Here is a 20,487-nt window from a genome sequence, read left to right as displayed (position 1 = left end):
TTAGTGAGGAGTTTTATTTTATGTCTAAGAAATTAACTGGTTTAATTATGTTGTCTGCAGTGTTAACGCTTCCAGCTATGGCTGCCTACAATGGTCCTGGCCCTGCAAATCACGTAAAAACAGCGGCTGATGCGGCTAAAGCAAAAGACGATACTCCAGTTGAGCTTACCGGTTATTTAGTGCAAAGCTTAGGCGATGAAAAGTACCTTTTCCGCGATGATAGCGGTGACGTTGAAGTTGAAATAGATAATGCGCTTTGGCGTGATATTGAAGTTTCAAGTGACTCTAAAGTGACATTGGTCGGCGAAGTTGACGATGAATGGCAAGGTATTGAAATAGAAATTGACAGCATACGTCTGATTTCTGAATAATCCTTTATTGAAAGTGGTTTAGCGTTTATTTTTCGGAGGAGCCATGGCTCGCTGGCTAATTGGTTTGTTGTTAGTTTCTGGTAGCTCGTTTGCTGGACAAGGCTTGTATTCATTGATGACAACGGGAGAGTATCCGTTGCCAATTGCAATGATGCAGCAACTTGAGCAGCAGCATGAAGGCGTGATCTCTGAATTTGAGGCCGATATCGAAAACGGGGAGTTAATCTACGAGTTTAAGATGATTGACCCACAAGCAAAAACCATTACTGAATATGAATACCGTGCGATAGATGGCAGCTTAAAAGAGCGTGAAGTTGAGCGTCTTGATAAAGATGACAAAGACGAATTGTCCGGTGTGATGATGCTGCAACAAAATGGTCTATCGCTGTCGGAAATGCTGACCTTGGTCGCCGAAGAAAGTGAAGGCCATATTATTAAGGCCGAAGTCGATAATGATCTTGGGATTAGTTATATCGAACTAGAGATCCTTGATATTGACGGTAAGCGTAAGCTAGCCTTTGATATTGAAAATAAACAATTACTACCACTGCTCAAATGGGATTAAACATGAAAATACTCATGGTTGAAGATGACGCGACTACCATCGAATATGTCGTAAAAGGATTTGTTGAGCAAGGGCACAATATAGAAACCGCAACCGACGGCCATCAAGGCTTGTTGTTAGCGACGAGCATGAAGTACGACTTGATCATTCTTGATCGTATGTTGCCACAGCTTGATGGCTTAAAACTGTTGGCCGCATTGCGCGCTACCGGCAGCCAAACGCCGGTGCTTATTTTGTCAGCTCTGAGCCATGTTGATGAGCGAGTCAAAGGCCTACGTGCAGGTGGTGATGACTACATGACTAAGCCTTTTGCTTTTTCTGAGCTATTGGTTCGGGCCGAAAAGCTAATGCAACGTGGTGAATCACAACCAACGATTACTGACCTCAATGTTGGTCCATTAACGATTGAATTACTGACACGTAAAGTGACCCTAGATGGCCACGAAATTTTACTGCAGCCGAAAGAGTTTCAGCTACTTAAATACCTTATGGAACACGTGAATCAAGTGATTAGCCGTACGCTGTTATTTGAAGCTGTGTGGGATTACCATTTCGATCCACGCACTAATGTTATCGACGTACATATCGCCAAGCTAAGACGTAAGTTTGAAGAACTGGGTCATGGCGAATTAATCGAAACTGTTCGAGGTGCTGGATATCGGTTACGCCAAGGGCATTAAGCCCTATCAGAGTAGTGCCTGGCGCATTACCATTATTTTCTCAGCCCTAGTAACTGTCATTATTGGCACCTTGTTACTGGGGATGTACCGCCAGCTGATCAATGAACAAGAGTATCAGCTGGACCTGCATCTCGACGCTGAAAAAACCCGCTACCAACAAATGGCATTAACGCTTGATCGTCGCAGCTTTGCGACTCAGGTGCGTAGTGCCGATCCTAAAGTTGCCCTTATTGTTTGGCGCAACTCGCTCGATCTTGTCGGCTCGTTGAGCATGATCCCTAAAGATATGCCTATGTTACCGGAAAAACGCGAGTTTCCGGTGTTTACTGGTGGGCCTGAAAAGCTGCATATCTTAACCGGTGGCATGGTGATGACCCGCTACGGGCCTATGCTTATTGCAACTCGTGTCGATCAGCTCGGCAGCCTAATTGACAAATTTACTAACGCAGCGATAACCGCCTTGATGTTAACCGTGGTGCTAACATTGGCGTTGGGTTATCTGTTTTCCAAAGCGATTTTACGCCGCCTGGTGCAATATAACCGTTTGAGTAAGCGTATAGAGCAAGGGCAATATTCAACTCGCCTACCTGTTAGTTGGCGCCAAGACGAATTCGATATGTTGGCTAAACAATTTAATGGTGTACTCGATGCACTAGAGAAGAACTTAGCTGCAGTGCGTGGCGTCACCGATAACATTGCCCATGATTTGCGGACCCCCTTGTCACACCTTCGTATCGGTTTAGAACAATTACCGAGTAAGCCGCAAGAAGAGTTACAAGAAAGCTGCGCGATTATTACCGAAGAGCTGGATCACTGCTTAGCCACGTTCGATGCCATGCTGTCGTTAACGCGTATTGAAGAGGGGCAACAAACCCTTGAATTACAAGACGTGAGCTTAATAACCATTAGCCAAGATTTGTTTGAAATGGCAGAGGCTATGGCCGAATTTAATGGTCAGTCATTGAAACTGACTACAGGTGAAGGCTTTCAGGTTAGCGGTGATAAATATTTGTTGTTCCAAGCCCTATTTAACTTAGTCGATAATGCGATTAAGTATTCTGGCGAAGGCGCAGAGATTAGCATTTCGCAAAATCGAAACGTCATTGCTATTCAAGACAACGGCCCAGGGATCCCCGAAGCCTCTAGGGAAAAAGTGTTTGAGCGTTTAGTGCGTTTAGACCCTAGTCGCCATCATAAAGGTACAGGTTTAGGTTTATCTATGGTGAAGGCGATTCTGTCGCGCCATAATGCTAAAATAGCCTTAACCGATAATCAGCCTGGACTAAAAGTGATCATCACCTTTTAGTCAGCAATATAGGCCTTAGCGCCTGTTTGCCAATCTTTGAGAACGCCCAATATGTACCAAGTCATTGCCGATGAGCGCGATTTTATTGTCATTAATAAATCGGCAGAAGTTCACTTTCATAGCCAAGATGGCACAGCAGGCGTTGTCGCCCAAGCAGAAGCCGATCTTGGCATAAAGCTTTACTCTGTTCACCGACTTGATACTTTAACTTCTGGGCTGATTATTTTAGCTAAATCCAGTGAGGCCGCCGCCGAGTTTACGCGGATGTTTTCGGCGCATTTAGTGCAAAAATATTATCTAGCATTGGCACAAGGTAAACCTAAAAAGAAGCAAGGCTGGGTGATTGGCGATATGGCTAAATCTCGTCGTAGCATGCATAAGTTGCTACGCACCACAGACAACCCGGCGATTACCCAGTTTTTCTCGCACTCAATTGGAGACGGTGAGCGCCTGTATCTATTAAAACCTCATAGCGGAAAGACGCATCAGTTAAGAGTGGCATTAGCGAGTATAGGTACGCCAATTCTAGGCGATACCCTATACGGCGGCGTGACAGCTGACAGAGGTTATTTACATGCTTACAGTTTAGATTTTCAATACCTAGATCAAGCCTATCGCTATACGGTAGCGCCACCATCTGGTGAGCTATTTGATTCCGCCGCCGTGAAAGAGCAGCTTATGACATGGTCGCAACCTGCTGATTTAGCTTGGCCATCGTTGAAAAAATCCAGCTAAGCCGTAGATGTAAGCTGAATGTTAGCTAATTTTAACCGCTAAGCTAAATCTGTATTAATTCATCTTACTAATATCTGCTTTTGGATTCACAAATCAGCCCATAACGAGTAGGATAGAGCCCCTAAAAACTCCTGCTTTCAGGACAGTAATTTGAGTGACTACATGTTCACTTGATGACAAGATTAAGGGCTGATTTAACGTGCACAAGCGAGCTATTTATCCAGGAACATTTGATCCGGTGACCAATGGTCATGCCGATCTAATTGAGCGTGCGGCAAACCTATTTGAGCACGTGATTATTGGTATTGCAGCCAATCCTTCTAAGCAGCCTAGATTTACGCTTGATGAACGCGTTGAATTATTAAAAACCGTAACCGCCCATCTTGATAACGTTGAAGTCGTTGGCTTTAGTGGCTTATTAGTTGATTTTGCAAAAGATCAAAATGCTAGCGTATTAGTGCGAGGCCTACGCGCCGTATCTGATTTCGAGTACGAATTTCAGCTTGCCAATATGAACCGCCGTTTAAGCCCAGATCTTGAAAGTGTGTTTCTGACCCCAGCAGAAGAGAACTCATTTATTTCATCAACCTTAGTTAAAGAGGTTGCGCTGCATGGTGGCGATGTGAGCCAATTTGTTCACGCCGAAGTGGCCAATGCATTAATGAAAAAGGGCAAATAGCGACCCATGTTGAAGTTTATTAAAGTGAAAACGCTGCAAACATTACCTGCTGCAACACTGATGTTTTCAAGCATGGCTGCTGCAGCGCCATGGGTTGATACTTCTGACATCTATTTGCGTGCCGATATTCAAGCACTGGCCGATGCCGGTGTGATCACAGTACCTGTTAATACTTATCCATTGATGTGGTCTGGTATTGGCGGTGACTTAGCCAAGGTAGAGCCATCAACGTTAACGCCAGCGCTGGTTGATGCTTTTTCGCGGGTGAACTTTTATTACCGTAATGCTATCGATAATCGTGGCAATGCCAGCATTAAGCTTGCTGCCGCTAGCGACCCTGCACGTTTTCAACATTTTGGTTCAGACTATCGCGAACAAGGCGAAGCAACGGCCTCTTATGAATATCTAGGTGACCGTTTTGCTTACAAGATCTCAGCATCAGCCAACTATGATCCGTTAGACGATAAAGAATTCCGTTTTGACGATTCATATCTTGCTATGGCACTGGGTAATTGGATGTTTACCGCCGGCACTGTTGAACAGTGGTGGGGCCCAGGTTTTGACTCGTCACTGCACAAGTCAAATAACGCTAGGCCAATGCCATCATTGATGCTGAGCCGCAATAATGCGCAAGCATTTGAAACACCTTGGTTGTCGTGGTTAGGCCCATGGACTTTGAGTGCTGGCATCAGCATGTTTGAAGAGGAGCGCTATGCTCCTAATGCACTACTGTGGAACTTTAGAGGTTCAATCCGCCCGTTTAAGCAATTAGAAATGGGCGTGTCATGGACTACACAGTTTTGTGGTGAAGGCCAAGAATGTACTTGGGACAGTGCGTTTAAGTCTATTACGGGTCAACGCGATTGTCGCGCGGATAACGTAGATGAATTCGGTTGTTCTAACTATGGTAACCAAATTGCGGGTTATGATATTCGCTTTAGCGACACTTGGTACAACGTGCCGTTTGGGGTTTATTACCAAAGAACTTGTGAAGACGCTAAGAGCTCTGCCCCTTGGGATATCGTAGATTGTGGCTCAATGTTTGGTGCTGATACACGTTTTAACTTCGACGGTCAGCAGTATAAGTTGTTCCTCGAATACACAGATACCATGGTGTTCTGTGGCGAAGATGAAAACGCCTTCAACTGTTTTTATGAGCACTCAACGTATAGAAGTGGTTCACGTTACTACGGTCGCGCACTAGGCAGCACTTACGACAGTGACGCGAATGTCTACGTGTTAGGGTTAATAGGCCAGTTTGCCAATAGTAAAGGTTTTACCTCGTTACTACGTTATGCACAGCTAAACAAAGACGGCAAAAGCCCTACTCACGGCTGGGCGCCACAACCTCTTAAAGAGGACTTGTTGATGTTAGAGCTGAGCTATCGAATGCCTATTTGGTACGGCATGATGAGTGTGGGTGGCACAGTATCTCAATCAGAGTTTGAGGTACAAGAAAGTGACACCAATGCAACGGTATTCGGTACATACGAATATAAGTTTTAATTAACCTCTTAGCATTGAAAAAGCCAACGTTGATACGTTGGCTTTTTTACTGCTGCTGATACTAGATCTGGACAGCTTGGGCGTTTAAACAATGATTGCGGATTGGGTATGAAGCGTTTTGCGAAAATATTGTCAGTTATTACCGTGCTATCGCTGGTTATCTACGCGTTTCAACAAGGCGCATTTGCAACGGTTGCTGATAGTAACTGGATTGCCGATTATTTAGCTGAGCAGGGTGATAAGGGCCTTGTGGTGCTATTTTTTATTGGCGCGGCTTATACCAGTGTTGGTGGGCCAAGGCAGTTTATGGCTTTTGCTTTTGGTTTTGCACTTGGCGGGATAAAAGGCGCGCTAGTGGGGAGCTTATCGGCGCTACTAGGCTGCGTTCTTACCTTCTATTTTGCTCGATTTGTGTTTAGGGATAGCTTAAAAAAACGCTTTCAATCTAAGTTGACTCGCCTAGAGAATTTAATTGTTCAGCGCACGATATTGAAGATGATTATGATCCGTATTTTGCCGCTGAGCAGCAATTTTCTGACCAATCTGGCTGCGGGTTCAACTCACATTAGTGCTTGGCGCTTTTTTACTGGCAGTGGTATCGGTTTTATTCCGCAAATGATGGTGTTTAGTTTTGCTGGAGCAGGACTTGGACTGTCAGACAATACCAGTTTACTAATCAGCGCGGGATTATTTGTGTGTGCCTCAATCATCGCCTTTTACTTGTATAAAACTCGCTTAAGGCAGCAGATAAGCGAGATCATAGAAGAGAAGTAATCTCGCTTAACCATTGTAACTTGATATGCGCTAGCGGGTTATTTTTGCTGGCATAAACTACAGAACACCGTCGCCCGTTGGCCAAGCTTAATTTCACTGAGTAGATGGCCACATTGAGTACAGGTTTCACCGCCACGGCCATAAACGTGCAGCTTTTGCGCAAAGTATCCCGGTTTACCATCGGCATTGGTAAAGTCTTTAAGGGTGGTGCCGCCTTGTTTGATCGCACCAGCAAGGATCTGCTTCACTTCAGCGACTAAAATCTCAATCCGCTCCGCATCGACTTTGCCTGCTTCTGCTTGCGGATGAATCCCTGCCGCAAATAGCGCTTCATTGGCATAAATATTCCCTACACCAACCACAATGTGATTGTCCATTAAACACAGCTTGATGGCCTTTTTCTTGTTAGCCAAACTCTCTAATAGGTATGGGGCATTAAAGGCGTCAGTCAGCGGTTCAGGGCCTAATTTAGCTAATAATGGGTGTGCTTGTTCCGGTAACTCGCACCAGAGCCAGGCGCCGAAGCGTCTTGGATCGTTGTAGCGCAGTGCTTTGCCGCTAGCGAGCACTAAATCGATATGGTCGTGTTTTTCAACCGGGGTTGAAGCAGGCAAAATACGCAGGCTCCCCGACATGCCTAAATGGACAATAGTGGTACCGGCATCAGTGTCGATAAGTAAGTATTTAGCGCGGCGGCGTACATTTCGTATGGTTTGACCAACAATCTGCTTAGCAATTTCAGGTACCGGCCAACGCAGTGACGGATTACGCACAATTAAGTCGGTGACTTGGTTATCAATTAGATAAGGTGATACACCTTGGCGAGTGACTTCAACTTCGGGAAGTTCCGGCATTTATATTCTCTCTTGTTGTTATTTTTCTATGCTGCTATTGATAACTGCCATTACGAGTATTTAGCGTGATCAGTTTACTTGCGCGCGAATAATCGGTTTGAGTGCTTCGCGTAGACTGGGTGGCACTTGATACCAGTTGCCTGCGGGCGACTTTAATAAACCTTGTTGTTGAAACAATACCCACAGCTGCGCATCATCGAGATCATCCACTTGAATCACTAACTCTATCGGTTCACCTGCCGTTTCTGGTTTATCGGTTAGTGCGGAGATATGTACTTGCTGCCAAGCGTTAGCCCACTCTAAGCAGTTGAGCACATTGCTACTGCATTGCCAGCCAGATTGGCGTTTCTGCAACCAATGCTCACCATATTGTAGTTGTGATAATGGCGCCGCTTTATCAAATAGGGCTTGGGTATGCAGTGGTGTTTGTTGGCTGTTTTTTTCAATCACAGTCAGCACGGAGATCATCAGCACGGAGGCGACGATAATGATGGTGTTCCACTTTTTACGTGAGAGTGCCATTGTTTATGTGGTTGTTTGTATGAGTGGTTATTTTATAAGTGTATCTGCAAGTTGGTTTAACCACAAATGGTTGGTTTCAAACTTCGTTTGATGAATTTATCAGGCTGCGCCTGACTTCTAAGTTAGGCTTCGTCTAACAACTTAAGCAATCAAACTTCGTTTGATAATTCTGTCAGGCTGCGCCTGAGTTAAAGGCAATCAAGCTGCGCTTGATAAAGGTCGTGAGCTTCCAGCTCACACTCGGCCAAGAGGGGATCAACAGCAATCCCCTCTTGGATCACCCCTGCCGCCCCTAACGAAGTTGTTGATCCTCAGTCATTTTCGAAAATCGCTATCGCCTCATATTCGCCATCCATGGCTCACCTAAGGCTACCTCGGCATCCATGCCTCGCTCACGCGATTGTTCTTCAATGACTTCGGCAACTTCAATGGGGAGTTGGTGTTTTCTGTGGCTTCTGAGTTAATGTTATTGCTATTCTAGCTTGCTAACTCATTTCATATTTTTCGGTGTATAGTCGCTTAATAACTATGAAATCAGCGATCTAGCTGATACTTGAAGAGAATAATCATGTTACCTAAAGAAATTGCTCAATTGGCTGTGCAGAAGCTAAATAAGAAGTTATCTAACGAGATTTTTTTGATCATTCAGAATGACCGTGAATTGATGCAGGCTTACCTTAAGGCTGTTGAGGCTAGTGGTGTTGAATCGGTAAACCAGCAAATTGGTAAAGAGATTAAGGCTGCTTACCAGTTGGTTAATATCAATAAACGCGAAGATGACCCATCGTGTACTTTGATCAAGAGTCATCAGATGTTTGAGTAACGAGACTCATGCTCGTTTTTTTTAATGTATCAGGCTACGCTTGACCTTTAAGTTAGACTTCGTCTAACAACTTAAGCAATCAAGCTGCGCTTGATAAAGGTCGTGAGCTTCCAGCTCACACTCGGCCAAGAGGGGATCAACAGCAATCCCCTCTTGGATCACCCCTGCCGCCCCTACGAAGTTGTTAATCCTCACTCATTTTCGACAATCGCTATCGCCTCATATTCGCCATCCATGGATCACCTAAGGCTATCTCGGCATCCATGCCTCGCTCACGCGATTGTTCTTCAATGACTTCGGCAACTTCGATGGGGAGTTGGCGTTTTCTGTAACCTTTGAGTCGTTGTTGGTCTTGGTGTGTCTATATTTTCTTTGTCTTCTTTGTCTTTTTATAGGTCTACGCAGAGGTTAAAAGGTTGTGCTTTTCGAACCCAGTGTAGATGCGGCCGTGACCATCCATGACATGGATGTCATGGATGTCATGGTCGAGCCTCCACGGACCCTTTCTTTTATGAAGAGTTACAGCGTGTCACGGTAGAACCTGCAGATACACCTGCCGCAGGCAATTGGAGTCACTTTCGATGGAGAGTTGGTGTTTTCTGTATTATTAAATGTGGTTACTTGAGTGTTCTTTTCTATTGGATAACAGTTTGAAGAGCGATAAGCTAAAGAATATACAATCTGAATAATATTTAAGGTTTTTAAAGTGCTATCTACAGTTTCCTGGTTTGATATATTGAATTTTCTAGCTGCAACTATCACAGTGATTGGTGGGTTTAACTTTTTATTTTCTAAGGCTGCGAATAGTTTTAAACAACAAATAGCAAAGTTAAATCGCAGATTGAGGTTTCATAGAATTGGAAAGTTGAGAGGGCAATACTTTATGTTTAAAAGTATTGATAATGATAATAAATTGTTGATTTCATACTGTGCAAGAAACATAGGATTAGTTGTTTTAATGACTATGCTAATGTGCTTTACCGGCTTTACTTTTCTTTATCTGGAACAAGGTTTATATAAGTTAGTTGGTGGTTTTTATATGTTAGGTATTTTGTCGTTAACTTTTTATCATTTTGATGATTTTGGAACAGTTATTAATGGCTTTAAATCACCGAATAAGTTTTTAAAGAAAAATAGAAGTGATCTAAAAGAACTCAGGATTAAAGGTAAAGAATAGGTAGTGCCAACTTTGTGCTTGGTATAAATCGTAGCATGATATTTTTTAGGGGAATGTAGTTGATAGATATAGACGGAGATAAGTTCTCAAAGCACTATCCTTTTAATGATGATTTAACTTTACAAATTTTAAAGGGTCATCTTTTGGCAGAGGAGATTCTAAGGGAGATATTTAAATTATCGCTCAATCAACCACATGCTTTAGAAGGATCAAATGGTACTTCATTTGAATGTCATCAAGTAATTTGTTTAGTAGAGGCTATCTGCCCTCTAACACCTAAACTTGGTTGGGTTTGGTTGGCGGCAAAGAAACTAAATTCTTTAAGAAATAAGCTTGCACATAGCCTTGAGCCAAAGGGAATTGAGCACAAAGTGACAGATTTAATAAATTACGTTTCAAGCCAAAAATACAGTATGGTTGCTGAAGCTAAAAATAGCGACCCAGAGGCTAGTGAGCTATTTCTTGTTATAATGGCAATATGTGCGGTGTTATCGTCGATAAAGGATGTTCATTCTGCTCAGGCGTAATGCCTATGATAAAACGTGGCTTAGGCTTAAGAGTAAAATAAAACTATTAGTTGTTTTTATTTTACACAGTGTCATGGAACTAAACAAAACCCGACATTTACGTCGGGTTTTATGTATCTAGCGTACAGCTAAGTTAAAACATAAGCTAACAGTCAGCTCTGTGGCTGCAGAAAACACCAGACCACCAACAAGCGAATAAGTAACTGTTCAAGCAACAGTTAACCGCCCGTTGCGTTCATAAACCGCAAGATCTGTGTTTCCCCATTTGGGTCAAAATGGTGCTCTTTTGGCTTGTGTTGAATGCCGTCTAGAATCGCCACTTTTAGCTTTTCAATATCGCCGGGGAATTCACGCACTATCGCTTTTAAATCTACCGAGTTTTCATTGCCTAAACACAATAACAATCTGCCTTCTACGGTGACGCGGACGCGGTTGCATTCGTGGCAGAAGTTGTTGCTGTGGGGCGAGATAAATCCTACGTGGATGTCGCTGCCGGGCATGGTGAAGTAACGCGCTGGGCCACCTGTGCGGCGGTTTGACTGAATAAGCTCATAACGCTCGCTGATGATGTCTTGAATTTCTTTGCTGCTGCAATGGCGGCTGCGCTTGCGCTCATCGATGACGCCTAATGGCATCTCTTCGATAAAGGCGATATCGAGGTCGCGTTCGCGGCAAAACTCGATGAGATCTAAGACTTCATCATCGTTTTGACCACGCAAAATCACTGCGTTGATTTTAATCTTCTTAAAACCTGCGGCGATGGCGGCGTCGATGCCGGCGATGACGCGGTCGACTTTACCGTTGCGGGTTAAGCTGGTGAATAAGTCTGGTTTTAGAGTGTCGAGACTAATATTGAGTCGATTTAAGCCTGAGTCGTGCATCTCTGCGGCGAAGCGGGTTAAACGCGAGCCGTTGGTGGTCATCGACAACTCTTCAAGTCCGGGGAGTTTACCCAGTAGTTTGACCAATTGATCACAGTCGGTGCGCACTAACGGTTCGCCACCCGTTAGGCGGATTTTCTTTACACCTAATTCGGTAAAGGCTTGTGCGACCCAAGCTAACTCTTCAAGACTAAGAACATGTTCTCGGCTTAAAAAGCACGGATCTTCGCTCATGCAATACACGCAGCGAAAATCACAGCGGTCAGTGACTGAAAGGCGCAGGTATTCTACCGTGCGACCAAAAGTGTCAACGATCAAACTCATACTGGCTACCTACATGACCTCTTAAAGGAGGTCGGCAAAAGGTTGAATATAAACTGTGTCACCTGGATTTAACTGGTCATCTTTCTCGCCTATCACGATGAGACAGTTTCCTTTTACCATAGAGCTAAGCATCCCTGAGCCCTGAGCACCTGTTGTAGTTACATGTAACTTGCCGTCTGCCGCTAAGTGATACACGCCGCGTGTAAACTCGGTGCGGCCTGTGCGGCTACGTAGCGGTTTGTCGGTAATCGCTGGCACCATGGTATGGCTCCAGTTTTGCTCACCGGCAAGCTTGCGAATGGCTGGCTGTACAAACTGTAAAAACGATACCATTACCGCGACTGGGTTACCTGGTAAACCGAAGAATAAGCTATCGTCGATTTGACCAAAGGCCAGTGGGCGACCCGGACGCATATTGATGCGCCAGAAGTTAATTTGTCCAACTTGTTCTAGTACGGTTTTAATGTAATCGGCATCGCCGACTGATACACCGCCTGAACTGATCACGATATCAGCTTTGGCTGCGCCATCTTTTAACGCTTGCGCCAGTGCTGCTTCAGAATCTTGAATAATGCCTAAATCAATGACTTCACAACCTAGCTTTTTCGCCATTGATTTAATGGTGTAGCGGTTTGAGTCAAAAATGCAGTTGGTTTTTAGGGGCTCGCCTGGCTGGCAAACTTCATCACCGGTTGAGAATACAGCGACTTTTGGACGCTTAAATACCGGTAACTCACCAAAACCTAATGAGGCTAATAAGCCTTGCTCTGCAGCGTGTAGACGAGAATGTGCGGCTAAGGCGGTTGCACCTTGAGCAATATCTTCACCGGCTTGGCGTACGTGTTGACCTAGGCTCATGTCGCCTTCAAAGCTAACTGCGCCGTCTTGCTCGTTAGCAAGTTCACGTAGTTGAATGGTGTCTGCACCTGCCGGTAGTGGCGCGCCTGTCATGATGCGCACGGCTTCACCATTAGCAATGGTGCCGTTATAAGCGTGGCCTGCCATGACTTCGCCAACCATCTTGTATGATGCATTTGCTGTGTCGCTTAGCTTAAATGCGTAGCCGTCCATCGCTGAGTTAGTGTGCTGCGGCACATCCACAGGAGAAATGGCGTCGCTTGCCAGTACGCGGTTTTCTAATTCGTCCAGATCAACTGACTCGATAGCGGTTACTGGTTTTACGTAAGAAAGAATTTTATCAATACCTTGGCGAACTGACAGCGTAGTGCTGGTATCGAGTTCACAGCCACAAGCTGGCGCCATAGGCAGATCAACAGGGCAAGGCTGCCACGCGGCAATGTATTCGCCGACGTAGTCGGCAATTTGCGCTACATTGTTGATATCTAAACGGCGCAGTTCACTCGGTAATTCGGTGTCATCACAGCAAGCAATCGCTTGGATGTTATCGTCGTGAGTATGGATGAAAGGCTTGCCGTGTGCGGCGCGATGCAGTTCTATCTTAGGAAGTTCGAGCTTTTTAAAACCTTCAACAAGGACGATATCAACCTTGTCGGCTTCAATCTGTTTTAGCAAATGCGGTAACTCAGGGTCGCCGTCTTTGGCATCTTCAGTCATTAACGCCCAGCGCACATGAGAGGCAACTAGCATCTGCTTTGCGCCAGCTTTGCGCATTTCGTAGCTGTCTTTGCCTGGAATATCGACATCGAAGTTATGATGAGCATGCTTAATGACTGCGAGTCGCACACCACGGCGATTAAGCTCTGGGATTAATTGCTTTAATAATGTGGTCTTGCCTGTGCCGCTGTAGGCACAGAATCCGAGTACTGGGATCGGTAACGGATTAGTAAAAGGTATGCTCATTTACACCTCTAGTGATTTTCTTCATTAGCTATGGCATCGCCTAGCTGCTGTTTTTGTTCTGGTGTGTTTACGTTTACAAACGCATTGGGCTGATCGGCAAACTCAGCGACGACATAATGGTGCTTGGCATACCAAAAATCGATTTTGCGTTCTCCAGCATCTAAAAAGGCTTTCATTGATGCACGTAAACTCGGCTTTAGCAACATAACTACAGGTTGCTCGCGCTTGCCGTCACTTGCTACTGCAAGTTCAGCATCTTCAGCCGTTAATTTCGCTAGCATTCTAGCGACTAAATCAGTTGGTAACAGTGGGCAATCGCAAGGAACGACCAATAAATATTCTGCATTAGTCTCGCTCATTGCGGTGATCATGCCAGCCAATGGGCCTAAATAGCCGCTATCTTGGTCACTGAACACTTTAAAACCGAACTCAGAATAACGGTTTTGGTTACGATTTGCGTTGATCAGGATCTCCTTAACTTGAGGTTTTATCCGATCAATAGCATGTTTAATCATTGGCTGATCTCTCAGTTCGACTAAACCTTTATCGTTTCCACCCATACGTCTGGCCATACCGCCAGCAAGGATTACTGCATCAACTTGTGCTGCCATTACTGTTACCTAATTATTTGTTGCTGTTTTTACTGAAAAATTGCTAATGAACCTATCCTACCGATACGTGCAAACTTGTCGAAAGTTCAACCTGAGTATCATCAACGCAGTTAAAAGCACTGACATTGTCGGTGGTGATGGTTTTATTGCTAACAAGCCAAGCATGATCGCATACTTTAGTTAACATACAAGTCTGATGGCTACTAATTAGCATACCAGTGCCTTGTTGTTTTAAGTCGGTGATCATTTGCAGCACTAAATGCTGAGAATGCTTGTCCATATTGGAGGTGGGTTCATCAAGCATTAATAGCTTAGGCTGGATGATCCAAGCTCTAGCAATGGCTAAACGCTGCTTTTCACCGCCAGACAAGCTTGATGCGGCTTGGCTTAATAGATGGCGCAACTGCGCTTTATCAATTGCTAGCTCAGTGCGGGCTTTTAGCTGCTCTTTATCTGCGGTTAAAAACCTCAGTGGATACGTTAGGTTATACAACACACTGCCTTCAAACAGGTAAGGGTGCTGGTGCAAATACAGTGCTTTACCGGTAATAGACTTACTGCGCCACCAAGGAGCCATCGCAAAACCTTCGGCGTAAATTGTGCCTTTAGAGGGCTGATTAAAGCCAGCTAGTAACTTCATTAACGTGGTTTTGCCGCAGCCATTATCACCTTGCAGGTGGATCACGCGGTTTTGTTCAAACACTAATTTCTCTGCGCTAAAAAGATGCTTATCTTCAAAGCGCATATCAATATTCTTCGCAATGATTCTTGCTGTGTTTGTGGCTTTTTTCGCTGCCATTATAGTCGTCATTGGTTAATGACTCCTCGGCTCAGCTTTGCCTCTTAGTGTACCTAAAGCAAAGTTTAAAATAAGTGCAAGTACCAGTAGTACTAGCCCGAGTGCAATAGCTTGGGCAAAGTCACCTTTACTGGTTTCCAATGCGATAGCTGTTGGAATGTTTCGTGTCACCCCTGCAATGTTGCCACCAACCATCATAGAACAACCAATTTCAGTCAGAATACGACTAAAGGCAGCAACAATAGCTAATAATAGTGGAACTTTCAGCTCTCTGCAGACAGCCCATATAGCGCTGAGTGCTGGTGCGCCTAGGGTGCGAGAGGTTTCCCAGGCTCTGCGGTCAACACTGGTAAAGGCGGCTTGGCTCATAGCAACAAGCACTGGTGCGCAGATCATCATCTGCCCCAATATCATACCTTGCTGGGTAAATAGCCATTTTAAATCGCCTAGCGGACCCATGCGTGTCAGTAGAAGGTAAACCAAAAGGCCAATGACAACTGTGGGGATAGACTGCAGAGTTTGGATAAGGTTGGTGACTAACCAGCGGCCCGGAAAACGGGTAAAGGCCAATAGAAAGCCCAGCACCATAGAGGGCAGAAGCGTAATCGCCAAAGCCGCAAAAGATACCGCAAAAGAAACGGAAATAATGGACCACACTTCGGGGTCCAATGAAAACAGCAGGCTTAACGCCTGCTGTATAAGGGCTAACCAGCCTTCATTCATTCGCTATATGTTGCCTTGAACAATTGTTCTCCCTGAACCTTGTAATTGTTGATCATGCCTTGCGCTTCAGCGCCGATCAGCCAGTCACTTAGTGCTTGAGCACCTTTGTGATTTAGCGTTGGGTACTTAGTTTCGCTGATTAGGATGATTTGGTACGGGTTAGCGAGTGCTGGGCCGCCATCAAAATCAACTGCTAGGTCTATTTTACCTGAATAAGCAACGAAAGTACCACGGTCAGATAGCGTATAAGCCTCTAATTCGCTAGCCATTAATAGCGTTTTGCCCATACCTTGACCAACTGAAGTGTAGCCTTTGAAGTCAGGAGTGATTTTAGCATTCTTCCATACTAGTAGTTCTTTCATGTTGGTGCCTGAATTGTCACCGCGTGAAATGAAAGGCACACCTGATTTAGCGATTTTAGCAAAGGCTTCTTCAGCAGTTTTGCTTGAACGGATTTTAGCTGGGTCGCTCTTAGGACCAAGAACTACGAAGTCATTTTCCATAATGCCACGTGGTAGACGGCCGTAACCTTCTTCAACGAATTTTGCTTCAGCGCCTGGAGCGTGAGTCATAACCACATCAACGTCGCCTTGGCGAGCAAGTTTTAGCGCCTTACCTGTACCTGTTGCAATAACTTGCACTTTGTAGCCAGATTCAGCTTCAAACTTTGGTAATAGGTTCTTTAGTAGGCCTGAATTTTCAGTACTGGTAGTTGTAGCAAGCTTAATCACTTCATTAGCTTGAACTGGCATACCAACAAATAGTGCTGCGGTAACCGCAAGACCAATAGCGCGTTTAAGGTTTAACATTTTAGCTCCTATGGAAAATAAAATAGACCTCTCGATACCTGAGGGTCTGAACAAAATCGAATACCCCCGTTAAAAGCAAGTTTGATGCCATACTTAGATTGCATTATTTGAGTTCACACTTGTATCACTTGTGTGATCCAGATCCCGTCGGTGGCAGAAAAGTCACAGACATTATGTCCCAAGATCGCGATTACATGGTTCATAGTGACCAATTTAGACGAGTTCGATGATAGACTCTGTATATAATGAGTCAAAATGTCCGCCTGACAGACAAGGTGGGACAGAGAATGAATAATATGAAGCCACTTCCTTCCGCTGTATCTGTATTGATTGTTGATGATGAGCCAGGCATGCGCAGCTTTTTGAAAAAAGCGTTAGCCAAGAAGTTTGCCTTAGTTGAAACGGCATCGAGTGTTGAAGATGCTGAGCAGCTACGTTCGCGTTGCCATTTTGATCTGCTAATTGTCGATATTCGTCTGCCAGGCCGTTCTGGTATTGAATGGCATGAGGCATTGAACGATCAAGAAAGACGTTCAGACATCATCTTTATGACAGGTTACGCTGATATGGATGTGGCTATTAAAGCGCTGCGCGCCGGTGCGTCAGACTTTATTATGAAACCATTCCACCTTGAGCAGATGATGAAAGCGGTTGACCGCTGTATTGAACGCCGTCTGTTAAAGCGTGAAAACCTGATGTTACGCCGCGAAGTGTCATTCAATCAATCTTCAACCATTATTGGTCAAAGCGATGCCATGACCGAGGTTAAGCACGTTATTGAACGTGTCGCGCCAACCAATGCTGTGGTGCTGATAGAAGGTGAATCGGGTACAGGTAAAGAGTTAGTGGCTCGCCAGCTGCATATCCTTAGTGGTCGCCAAGGACCGTTTGTACCGGTTAACTGTGGCGCGATTGCCCCAGAGTTACTCGAAAGCGAGCTATTTGGCCACTCAGCCGGTGCGTTTACTGGTGCTAAGGGTAATCGTGAAGGTCTATTTAGTTTTGCTTCTGGCGGTACAATCTTCCTTGATGAAATCGGTGAAATGCCGCTGAAGATGCAAACGGCATTATTACGTGTGCTGGAGCAACGTACCATTCGCCCTGTCGGTAGCGAGAAAGAGATCAATATTGATGTGCGCGTTCTAGCGGCAACTAACCGCAAGTTATCTGAAGAAGTGGAAGCGGGTAACTTTAGACGTGATCTATATTATCGCTTGAACGTACTCGACATTGTGATTCCGCCACTGCGCGAACGTCCTGAAGATATTGTTGAGCTAACGCATCACTTTACCTGCCAATTAGCGGCAGAGTTAGGCGTAAAAGAAGTTGTTTGGAGCCATGAAGATTTATTAAAGCTGCAACAGCACGAATGGCCGGGTAATATTCGCGAACTACGCAATATGATCGAACGTTGCATCTTGTTAGGTAAGCCGCCTGCAGAGTACTGGAAGGTTCAACCTAAAGCGGAAATGGCAGTCGAGTCAGGTTATCCATTACAATGGGCGCTTAAAGATGTTGAGCGTGACCATGTAACTCGAGTCGTTGATCTGCACGGTGGTAATAAATCTGCGGCAGCACGAGACCTAGGGGTTTCACGTAAGACGTTGGATCGTAAATATAAAGAGTGGTTTGGCGGTGACGCCGACAAAGAAGAATAGTTATTACAAAGTCACTCTAAGGGGAGTCTAGGTGTCGTTTTTTTCCAATATGTTTGGTGTTAGCTGGCAACAAATGCAGGCTAAGGTGCGCTATCGCATCTTGATTTTAACCCTGTTGCCTATTTTGCTAACACTGGTGAGTTTGGTTTTTATTACTATCTATTGGAATATTAGCTACACAGGCAAACAGCTGTTTATGAAGGTCAAAGCCGATTTGACCGTGGCAAATAGCACCCTAATAACAGTACAAGACAATCAAGAAAAGCAGCTTGAGCTGGTAATGGAGTCTTGGCCATTTCAAAATGACTTTAGACAGATAAACAAAGACTCGAGTGTGCAGCAGGCTAATCTGCAGCAGGTATTAGATAAAGCGAAGAAAGATCTTAATTTAGACTTCTTACGTCTTATCAACGTATCTGATGCTGCTGCCGATCCTGATTTACGCCAGATGCTACCGCATATTGAAGGAACCGAGCCTTTTTCTGGACTTATGGTACTTGAGCCTAGTCGCTTGGCACGGATTGATCCTGAACTTGCCGACAGAGCTAAAGTGACCGTGATGAAAACTCAGCGGGCGCAAGAGCCGATTAAACATGAAGAGAAGCGCGGTTTACTTAGCCGTAGCTTACTACCTGTCGTCGGTGTAGATGGTCATGTGGCTTGGTATCTCGACGGTGGGATCATGCTAAACCGCGATACCCGTATTGTTGACCATATTCGTGACTTGGTTTACGACAAAGGCACATTACCTGAACGCTCTATCGGTACTGTGACTATTTTCCTCGATAATATCCGTATTAGTACTAACGTGCCGCTGCACTTCTTTCCTAAAGGTGATGACCAGCAAGGCCGTGCCTTGGGTAGCTTAGTGTCATCAGAGGTGCGTGAAAAAGTACTTAATCAAGGCCTGCTTTGGGTCGATCGTGCGTTTGTATTTAACGATTGGTTTATTTCAGCTTATTCCCCGCTTGAAGATATCAACGGCAAGCGTATTGGTATGATCTACACTGGCTTTTCAGAGTCACCATTTATCCATAACTACCTGCTGAACATTATCGAGCTCGGCACCATTTTGATGTTGGTACTACTGGTATCGGGTTGGTTAGTTTATCGTGGTGCTTACAGCTTATTACAACCCATTGAACGTATTCACCATGTGGTGAAAGCGGTGCAATCTGGACGCAACTTACGTATCGGTTCATTAGGTTTAGATAGTGATAATGAACTATCTAACTTGGCCGAGCAATTTGACCGTATGCTTGATCTATTGCAGCGTCGCAATAGCCAAATTCAAGCGGCGGCAGAACAACTAGAAGTTAAAGTAGAAGAGCGTACTCGCAGCTTACAAGAGAAAACTGAGGAGCTACAAGCTAACGTAGCACTGCTTAACGAGACCCGTCAGCAGTTGGTGATCAATGAAAAGCTAACCGCGCTGGGTGAGTTAACAGCGGGTATTGCCCATGAGATAAATAACCCAACGGCGGTGATTTTGGGCAATATGGAGCTGCTTAAGTACGAGTTAGGCGATCTAGCTGACGATGTAGAAGAAGAGATTGAGCTGGTTATTCAGCAGGTTGGTCGTATTAGTACGATTATCCGTAGCTTATTGCAATATAGCCGTCCTGGTGAGTTTAACGCGCCACTTGAAATGCACCAGATCACGCCAATTATCGAAGAGATGTTGGTGTTGGTACGTCATTCAATTCAAAAGCAGCAAGTAGTACTTAATCAAGATCTTAACGCTAGCTATCCTATTCAAGTTAACCGTCCGCAGTTATTGCAGGTATTGATTAACTTGGTAGTAAACGCGGCTCACGCAATGAACGGTAAGGGCCAAATCTGGATCCGTACTTATGATTGGGTACAGCAGGGTGAACCGGTTGGAGTAAAAATTGAAGTTGAAGATGAAGGTAAAGGAATTCCTGAAGAGGAACTTAACCGTATTTTTGACCCATTTTATACCACACGTAAAGATGGTACCGGCTTAGGCCTATCGCTTAGTTACGGTATTATTAAACGTATTGGTGGCACCATTGAAGTTAGCTCGACGGTAGGTAAGGGCAGCTTATTTACGATTGGTTTGTACCATAAAGCAATTGAAGACCAGAGCAACGCGCCATACGAGGGGCTACAGTTCAATGGCAAGCACTCGGGCATGTCTAGAGAATAAAGTTTTTCATCATTAGCTGGGCATTCGTCCCGGCTATTTTTCCTTGTTTATCACACCTTGTTTCATGCAAAAAATGCCGAGATAATAATTCTGGCTATGAAGAAAAAGTATGTGAGCAATGTGGTGCAGCCACATCAATCGTTGAGGCTAATCGTTATTTTGTTTTAGGCAA

At 44.7% G+C, this 20,487-nt stretch carries 21 protein-coding genes; 13 read left to right on the top strand and 8 right to left on the bottom strand.

Annotated features, from left to right (window positions below; translation table 11 throughout):
* The first annotated feature begins 20 nt into the window (after positions 1-20).
* The 8 genes from AB4298_RS04800 (at position 21) to AB4298_RS04765 (ending at position 6,616) form a co-directional block, all read left to right on the top strand.
* Positions 21-371 (top strand): YgiW/YdeI family stress tolerance OB fold protein, encoded by a 351-nt coding sequence (locus tag AB4298_RS04800; RefSeq protein WP_248999674.1) that lies wholly within the window; start codon positions 21-23, stop codon positions 369-371.
* Positions 372-414: 43 nt separating this feature from the next.
* Positions 415-936, top strand: a complete 522-nt coding sequence (locus tag AB4298_RS04795; protein WP_248999673.1) for a hypothetical protein — start codon at positions 415-417, stop codon at positions 934-936.
* A 2-nt stretch (positions 937-938) separates the two neighbouring features.
* Complete coding sequence (locus tag AB4298_RS04790; protein ID WP_248999672.1) at positions 939-1,616, top strand: response regulator transcription factor; 678 nt, start codon at positions 939-941, stop codon at positions 1,614-1,616.
* An 82-nt stretch (positions 1,617-1,698) separates the two neighbouring features.
* Positions 1,699-2,922, top strand: a complete 1,224-nt coding sequence (locus AB4298_RS04785) for a sensor histidine kinase (protein ID WP_248999769.1) — start codon at positions 1,699-1,701, stop codon at positions 2,920-2,922.
* Positions 2,923-2,973: 51 nt separating this feature from the next.
* Entirely contained in the window at positions 2,974-3,657 is a 684-nt protein-coding gene (locus tag AB4298_RS04780; protein ID WP_248999671.1) for a TIGR01621 family pseudouridine synthase, read from the top strand.
* A 199-nt stretch (positions 3,658-3,856) separates the two neighbouring features.
* Positions 3,857-4,336, top strand: a complete 480-nt coding sequence (coaD, locus tag AB4298_RS04775; protein ID WP_248999670.1) for a pantetheine-phosphate adenylyltransferase — start codon at positions 3,857-3,859, stop codon at positions 4,334-4,336.
* Between the two features lie 6 nt (positions 4,337-4,342).
* Complete coding sequence (locus AB4298_RS04770; RefSeq protein ID WP_248999669.1) at positions 4,343-5,842, top strand: capsule assembly Wzi family protein; 1,500 nt, start codon at positions 4,343-4,345, stop codon at positions 5,840-5,842.
* Positions 5,843-5,950: 108 nt separating this feature from the next.
* On the top strand, positions 5,951-6,616 hold the full coding sequence (locus AB4298_RS04765; protein WP_248999668.1) for a TVP38/TMEM64 family protein: 666 nt from the start codon (positions 5,951-5,953) through the stop codon (positions 6,614-6,616).
* A gap of 38 nt (positions 6,617-6,654) precedes the next feature.
* Here the strand turns inward: AB4298_RS04765 and mutM are convergent, their stop codons facing one another.
* Both mutM and AB4298_RS04755 read right to left on the bottom strand, forming a co-directional pair.
* Complete coding sequence (gene mutM / locus AB4298_RS04760) at positions 6,655-7,470, bottom strand: bifunctional DNA-formamidopyrimidine glycosylase/DNA-(apurinic or apyrimidinic site) lyase (protein ID WP_248999667.1); 816 nt, start codon at positions 7,468-7,470, stop codon at positions 6,655-6,657.
* A 69-nt stretch (positions 7,471-7,539) separates the two neighbouring features.
* Complete coding sequence (locus tag AB4298_RS04755) at positions 7,540-7,992, bottom strand: hypothetical protein (RefSeq protein ID WP_371985887.1); 453 nt, start codon at positions 7,990-7,992, stop codon at positions 7,540-7,542.
* Positions 7,993-8,560: 568 nt separating this feature from the next.
* On the opposite strand from AB4298_RS04755, the gene AB4298_RS04750 reads away from it, so the two are divergent.
* From AB4298_RS04750 to AB4298_RS04740, 3 genes are all read left to right on the top strand, one after another.
* The gene (locus AB4298_RS04750) at positions 8,561-8,815 is read left to right on the top strand and encodes a hypothetical protein (protein WP_220779837.1); all 255 of its coding nucleotides are present in this window, start codon (positions 8,561-8,563) and stop codon (positions 8,813-8,815) included.
* A gap of 706 nt (positions 8,816-9,521) precedes the next feature.
* The gene (locus AB4298_RS04745; RefSeq protein WP_371985886.1) at positions 9,522-9,992 is read left to right on the top strand and encodes a hypothetical protein; all 471 of its coding nucleotides are present in this window, start codon (positions 9,522-9,524) and stop codon (positions 9,990-9,992) included.
* Positions 9,993-10,051: 59 nt separating this feature from the next.
* Complete coding sequence (locus AB4298_RS04740) at positions 10,052-10,519, top strand: hypothetical protein (protein ID WP_371985885.1); 468 nt, start codon at positions 10,052-10,054, stop codon at positions 10,517-10,519.
* 218 nt (positions 10,520-10,737) lie between these two features.
* On the opposite strand, the gene moaA is transcribed toward AB4298_RS04740, so the two are convergent.
* Genes moaA through AB4298_RS04710 form a run of 6 tightly spaced genes read right to left on the bottom strand, consistent with a single transcriptional unit; the run spans position 10,738 to position 16,487 of the window.
* Entirely contained in the window at positions 10,738-11,724 is a 987-nt protein-coding gene (moaA, locus tag AB4298_RS04735; protein ID WP_371985884.1) for a GTP 3',8-cyclase MoaA, read from the bottom strand.
* A gap of 21 nt (positions 11,725-11,745) precedes the next feature.
* Entirely contained in the window at positions 11,746-13,545 is a 1,800-nt protein-coding gene (locus tag AB4298_RS04730) for a bifunctional molybdopterin-guanine dinucleotide biosynthesis adaptor protein MobB/molybdopterin molybdotransferase MoeA (RefSeq protein WP_371985883.1), read from the bottom strand.
* Between the two features lie 8 nt (positions 13,546-13,553).
* Positions 13,554-14,156, bottom strand: coding sequence for a molybdenum cofactor guanylyltransferase MobA (mobA, locus tag AB4298_RS04725; RefSeq protein ID WP_248999662.1), 603 nt, complete (start codon positions 14,154-14,156; stop codon positions 13,554-13,556).
* A gap of 52 nt (positions 14,157-14,208) precedes the next feature.
* The gene (locus AB4298_RS04720; protein WP_248999661.1) at positions 14,209-14,967 is read right to left on the bottom strand and encodes an ABC transporter ATP-binding protein; all 759 of its coding nucleotides are present in this window, start codon (positions 14,965-14,967) and stop codon (positions 14,209-14,211) included.
* 3 nt (positions 14,968-14,970) lie between these two features.
* Positions 14,971-15,678, bottom strand: coding sequence for a TupB family ABC transporter permease (locus tag AB4298_RS04715; RefSeq protein ID WP_220779850.1), 708 nt, complete (start codon positions 15,676-15,678; stop codon positions 14,971-14,973).
* Positions 15,675-16,487 carry an ABC transporter substrate-binding protein gene (locus tag AB4298_RS04710; protein ID WP_371985882.1) on the bottom strand — a complete coding sequence of 271 codons (813 nt, stop codon included), beginning with the start codon at positions 16,485-16,487 and terminating at the stop codon, positions 15,675-15,677. The genes AB4298_RS04715 and AB4298_RS04710 overlap by 4 nt, the downstream gene beginning before the upstream one ends.
* A gap of 275 nt (positions 16,488-16,762) precedes the next feature.
* Here AB4298_RS04710 and AB4298_RS04705 point away from each other — a divergent pair, with 275 nt between their 5' ends.
* Together AB4298_RS04705 and AB4298_RS04700 are read left to right on the top strand one after the other, a co-directional pair.
* The gene (locus tag AB4298_RS04705; RefSeq protein WP_346347789.1) at positions 16,763-18,145 is read left to right on the top strand and encodes a sigma-54-dependent transcriptional regulator; all 1,383 of its coding nucleotides are present in this window, start codon (positions 16,763-16,765) and stop codon (positions 18,143-18,145) included.
* 31 nt (positions 18,146-18,176) lie between these two features.
* Positions 18,177-20,315 carry a sensor histidine kinase gene (locus tag AB4298_RS04700; protein ID WP_371985881.1) on the top strand — a complete coding sequence of 713 codons (2,139 nt, stop codon included), beginning with the start codon at positions 18,177-18,179 and terminating at the stop codon, positions 20,313-20,315.
* The last annotated feature ends 172 nt before the right edge of the window (positions 20,316-20,487 follow it).

The sequence above is a fragment of the Shewanella sp. 10N.261.52.F9 genome, from assembly GCF_041471165.1.
In the GTDB taxonomy this organism is placed as follows: domain Bacteria; phylum Pseudomonadota; class Gammaproteobacteria; order Enterobacterales; family Shewanellaceae; genus Shewanella; species Shewanella marinintestina.
The sequence above is the reverse complement of the archived record's forward strand: the minus strand, read 5'-3'. Positions and strand labels throughout refer to the sequence as shown.

Bases quoted from the DNA above. Each gene is read 5' to 3' on its own strand.
- AB4298_RS04800 (WP_248999674.1), top strand. From the start codon at position 21: ATGTCTAAGAAATTAACTGGTTTAATTATGTTGTCTGCAGTGTTAACG.
- AB4298_RS04795 (WP_248999673.1), top strand. From the start codon at position 415: ATGGCTCGCTGGCTAATTGGTTTGTTGTTAGTTTCTGGTAGCTCGTTT.
- AB4298_RS04790 (WP_248999672.1), top strand. From the start codon at position 939: ATGAAAATACTCATGGTTGAAGATGACGCGACTACCATCGAATATGTC.
- AB4298_RS04785 (WP_248999769.1), top strand. From the start codon at position 1,699: ATGTACCGCCAGCTGATCAATGAACAAGAGTATCAGCTGGACCTGCAT.
- AB4298_RS04780 (WP_248999671.1), top strand. From the start codon at position 2,974: ATGTACCAAGTCATTGCCGATGAGCGCGATTTTATTGTCATTAATAAA.
- AB4298_RS04770 (WP_248999669.1), top strand. From the start codon at position 4,343: ATGTTGAAGTTTATTAAAGTGAAAACGCTGCAAACATTACCTGCTGCA.
- AB4298_RS04765 (WP_248999668.1), top strand. From the start codon at position 5,951: ATGAAGCGTTTTGCGAAAATATTGTCAGTTATTACCGTGCTATCGCTG.
- mutM (WP_248999667.1), bottom strand. From the start codon at position 7,470: ATGCCGGAACTTCCCGAAGTTGAAGTCACTCGCCAAGGTGTATCACCT.
- AB4298_RS04755 (WP_371985887.1), bottom strand. From the start codon at position 7,992: ATGGCACTCTCACGTAAAAAGTGGAACACCATCATTATCGTCGCCTCC.
- AB4298_RS04750 (WP_220779837.1), top strand. From the start codon at position 8,561: ATGTTACCTAAAGAAATTGCTCAATTGGCTGTGCAGAAGCTAAATAAG.
- moaA (WP_371985884.1), bottom strand. From the start codon at position 11,724: ATGAGTTTGATCGTTGACACTTTTGGTCGCACGGTAGAATACCTGCGC.
- AB4298_RS04730 (WP_371985883.1), bottom strand. From the start codon at position 13,545: ATGAGCATACCTTTTACTAATCCGTTACCGATCCCAGTACTCGGATTC.
- mobA (WP_248999662.1), bottom strand. From the start codon at position 14,156: ATGGCAGCACAAGTTGATGCAGTAATCCTTGCTGGCGGTATGGCCAGA.
- AB4298_RS04720 (WP_248999661.1), bottom strand. From the start codon at position 14,967: ATGACGACTATAATGGCAGCGAAAAAAGCCACAAACACAGCAAGAATC.
- AB4298_RS04715 (WP_220779850.1), bottom strand. From the start codon at position 15,678: ATGAATGAAGGCTGGTTAGCCCTTATACAGCAGGCGTTAAGCCTGCTG.
- AB4298_RS04710 (WP_371985882.1), bottom strand. From the start codon at position 16,487: ATGTTAAACCTTAAACGCGCTATTGGTCTTGCGGTTACCGCAGCACTA.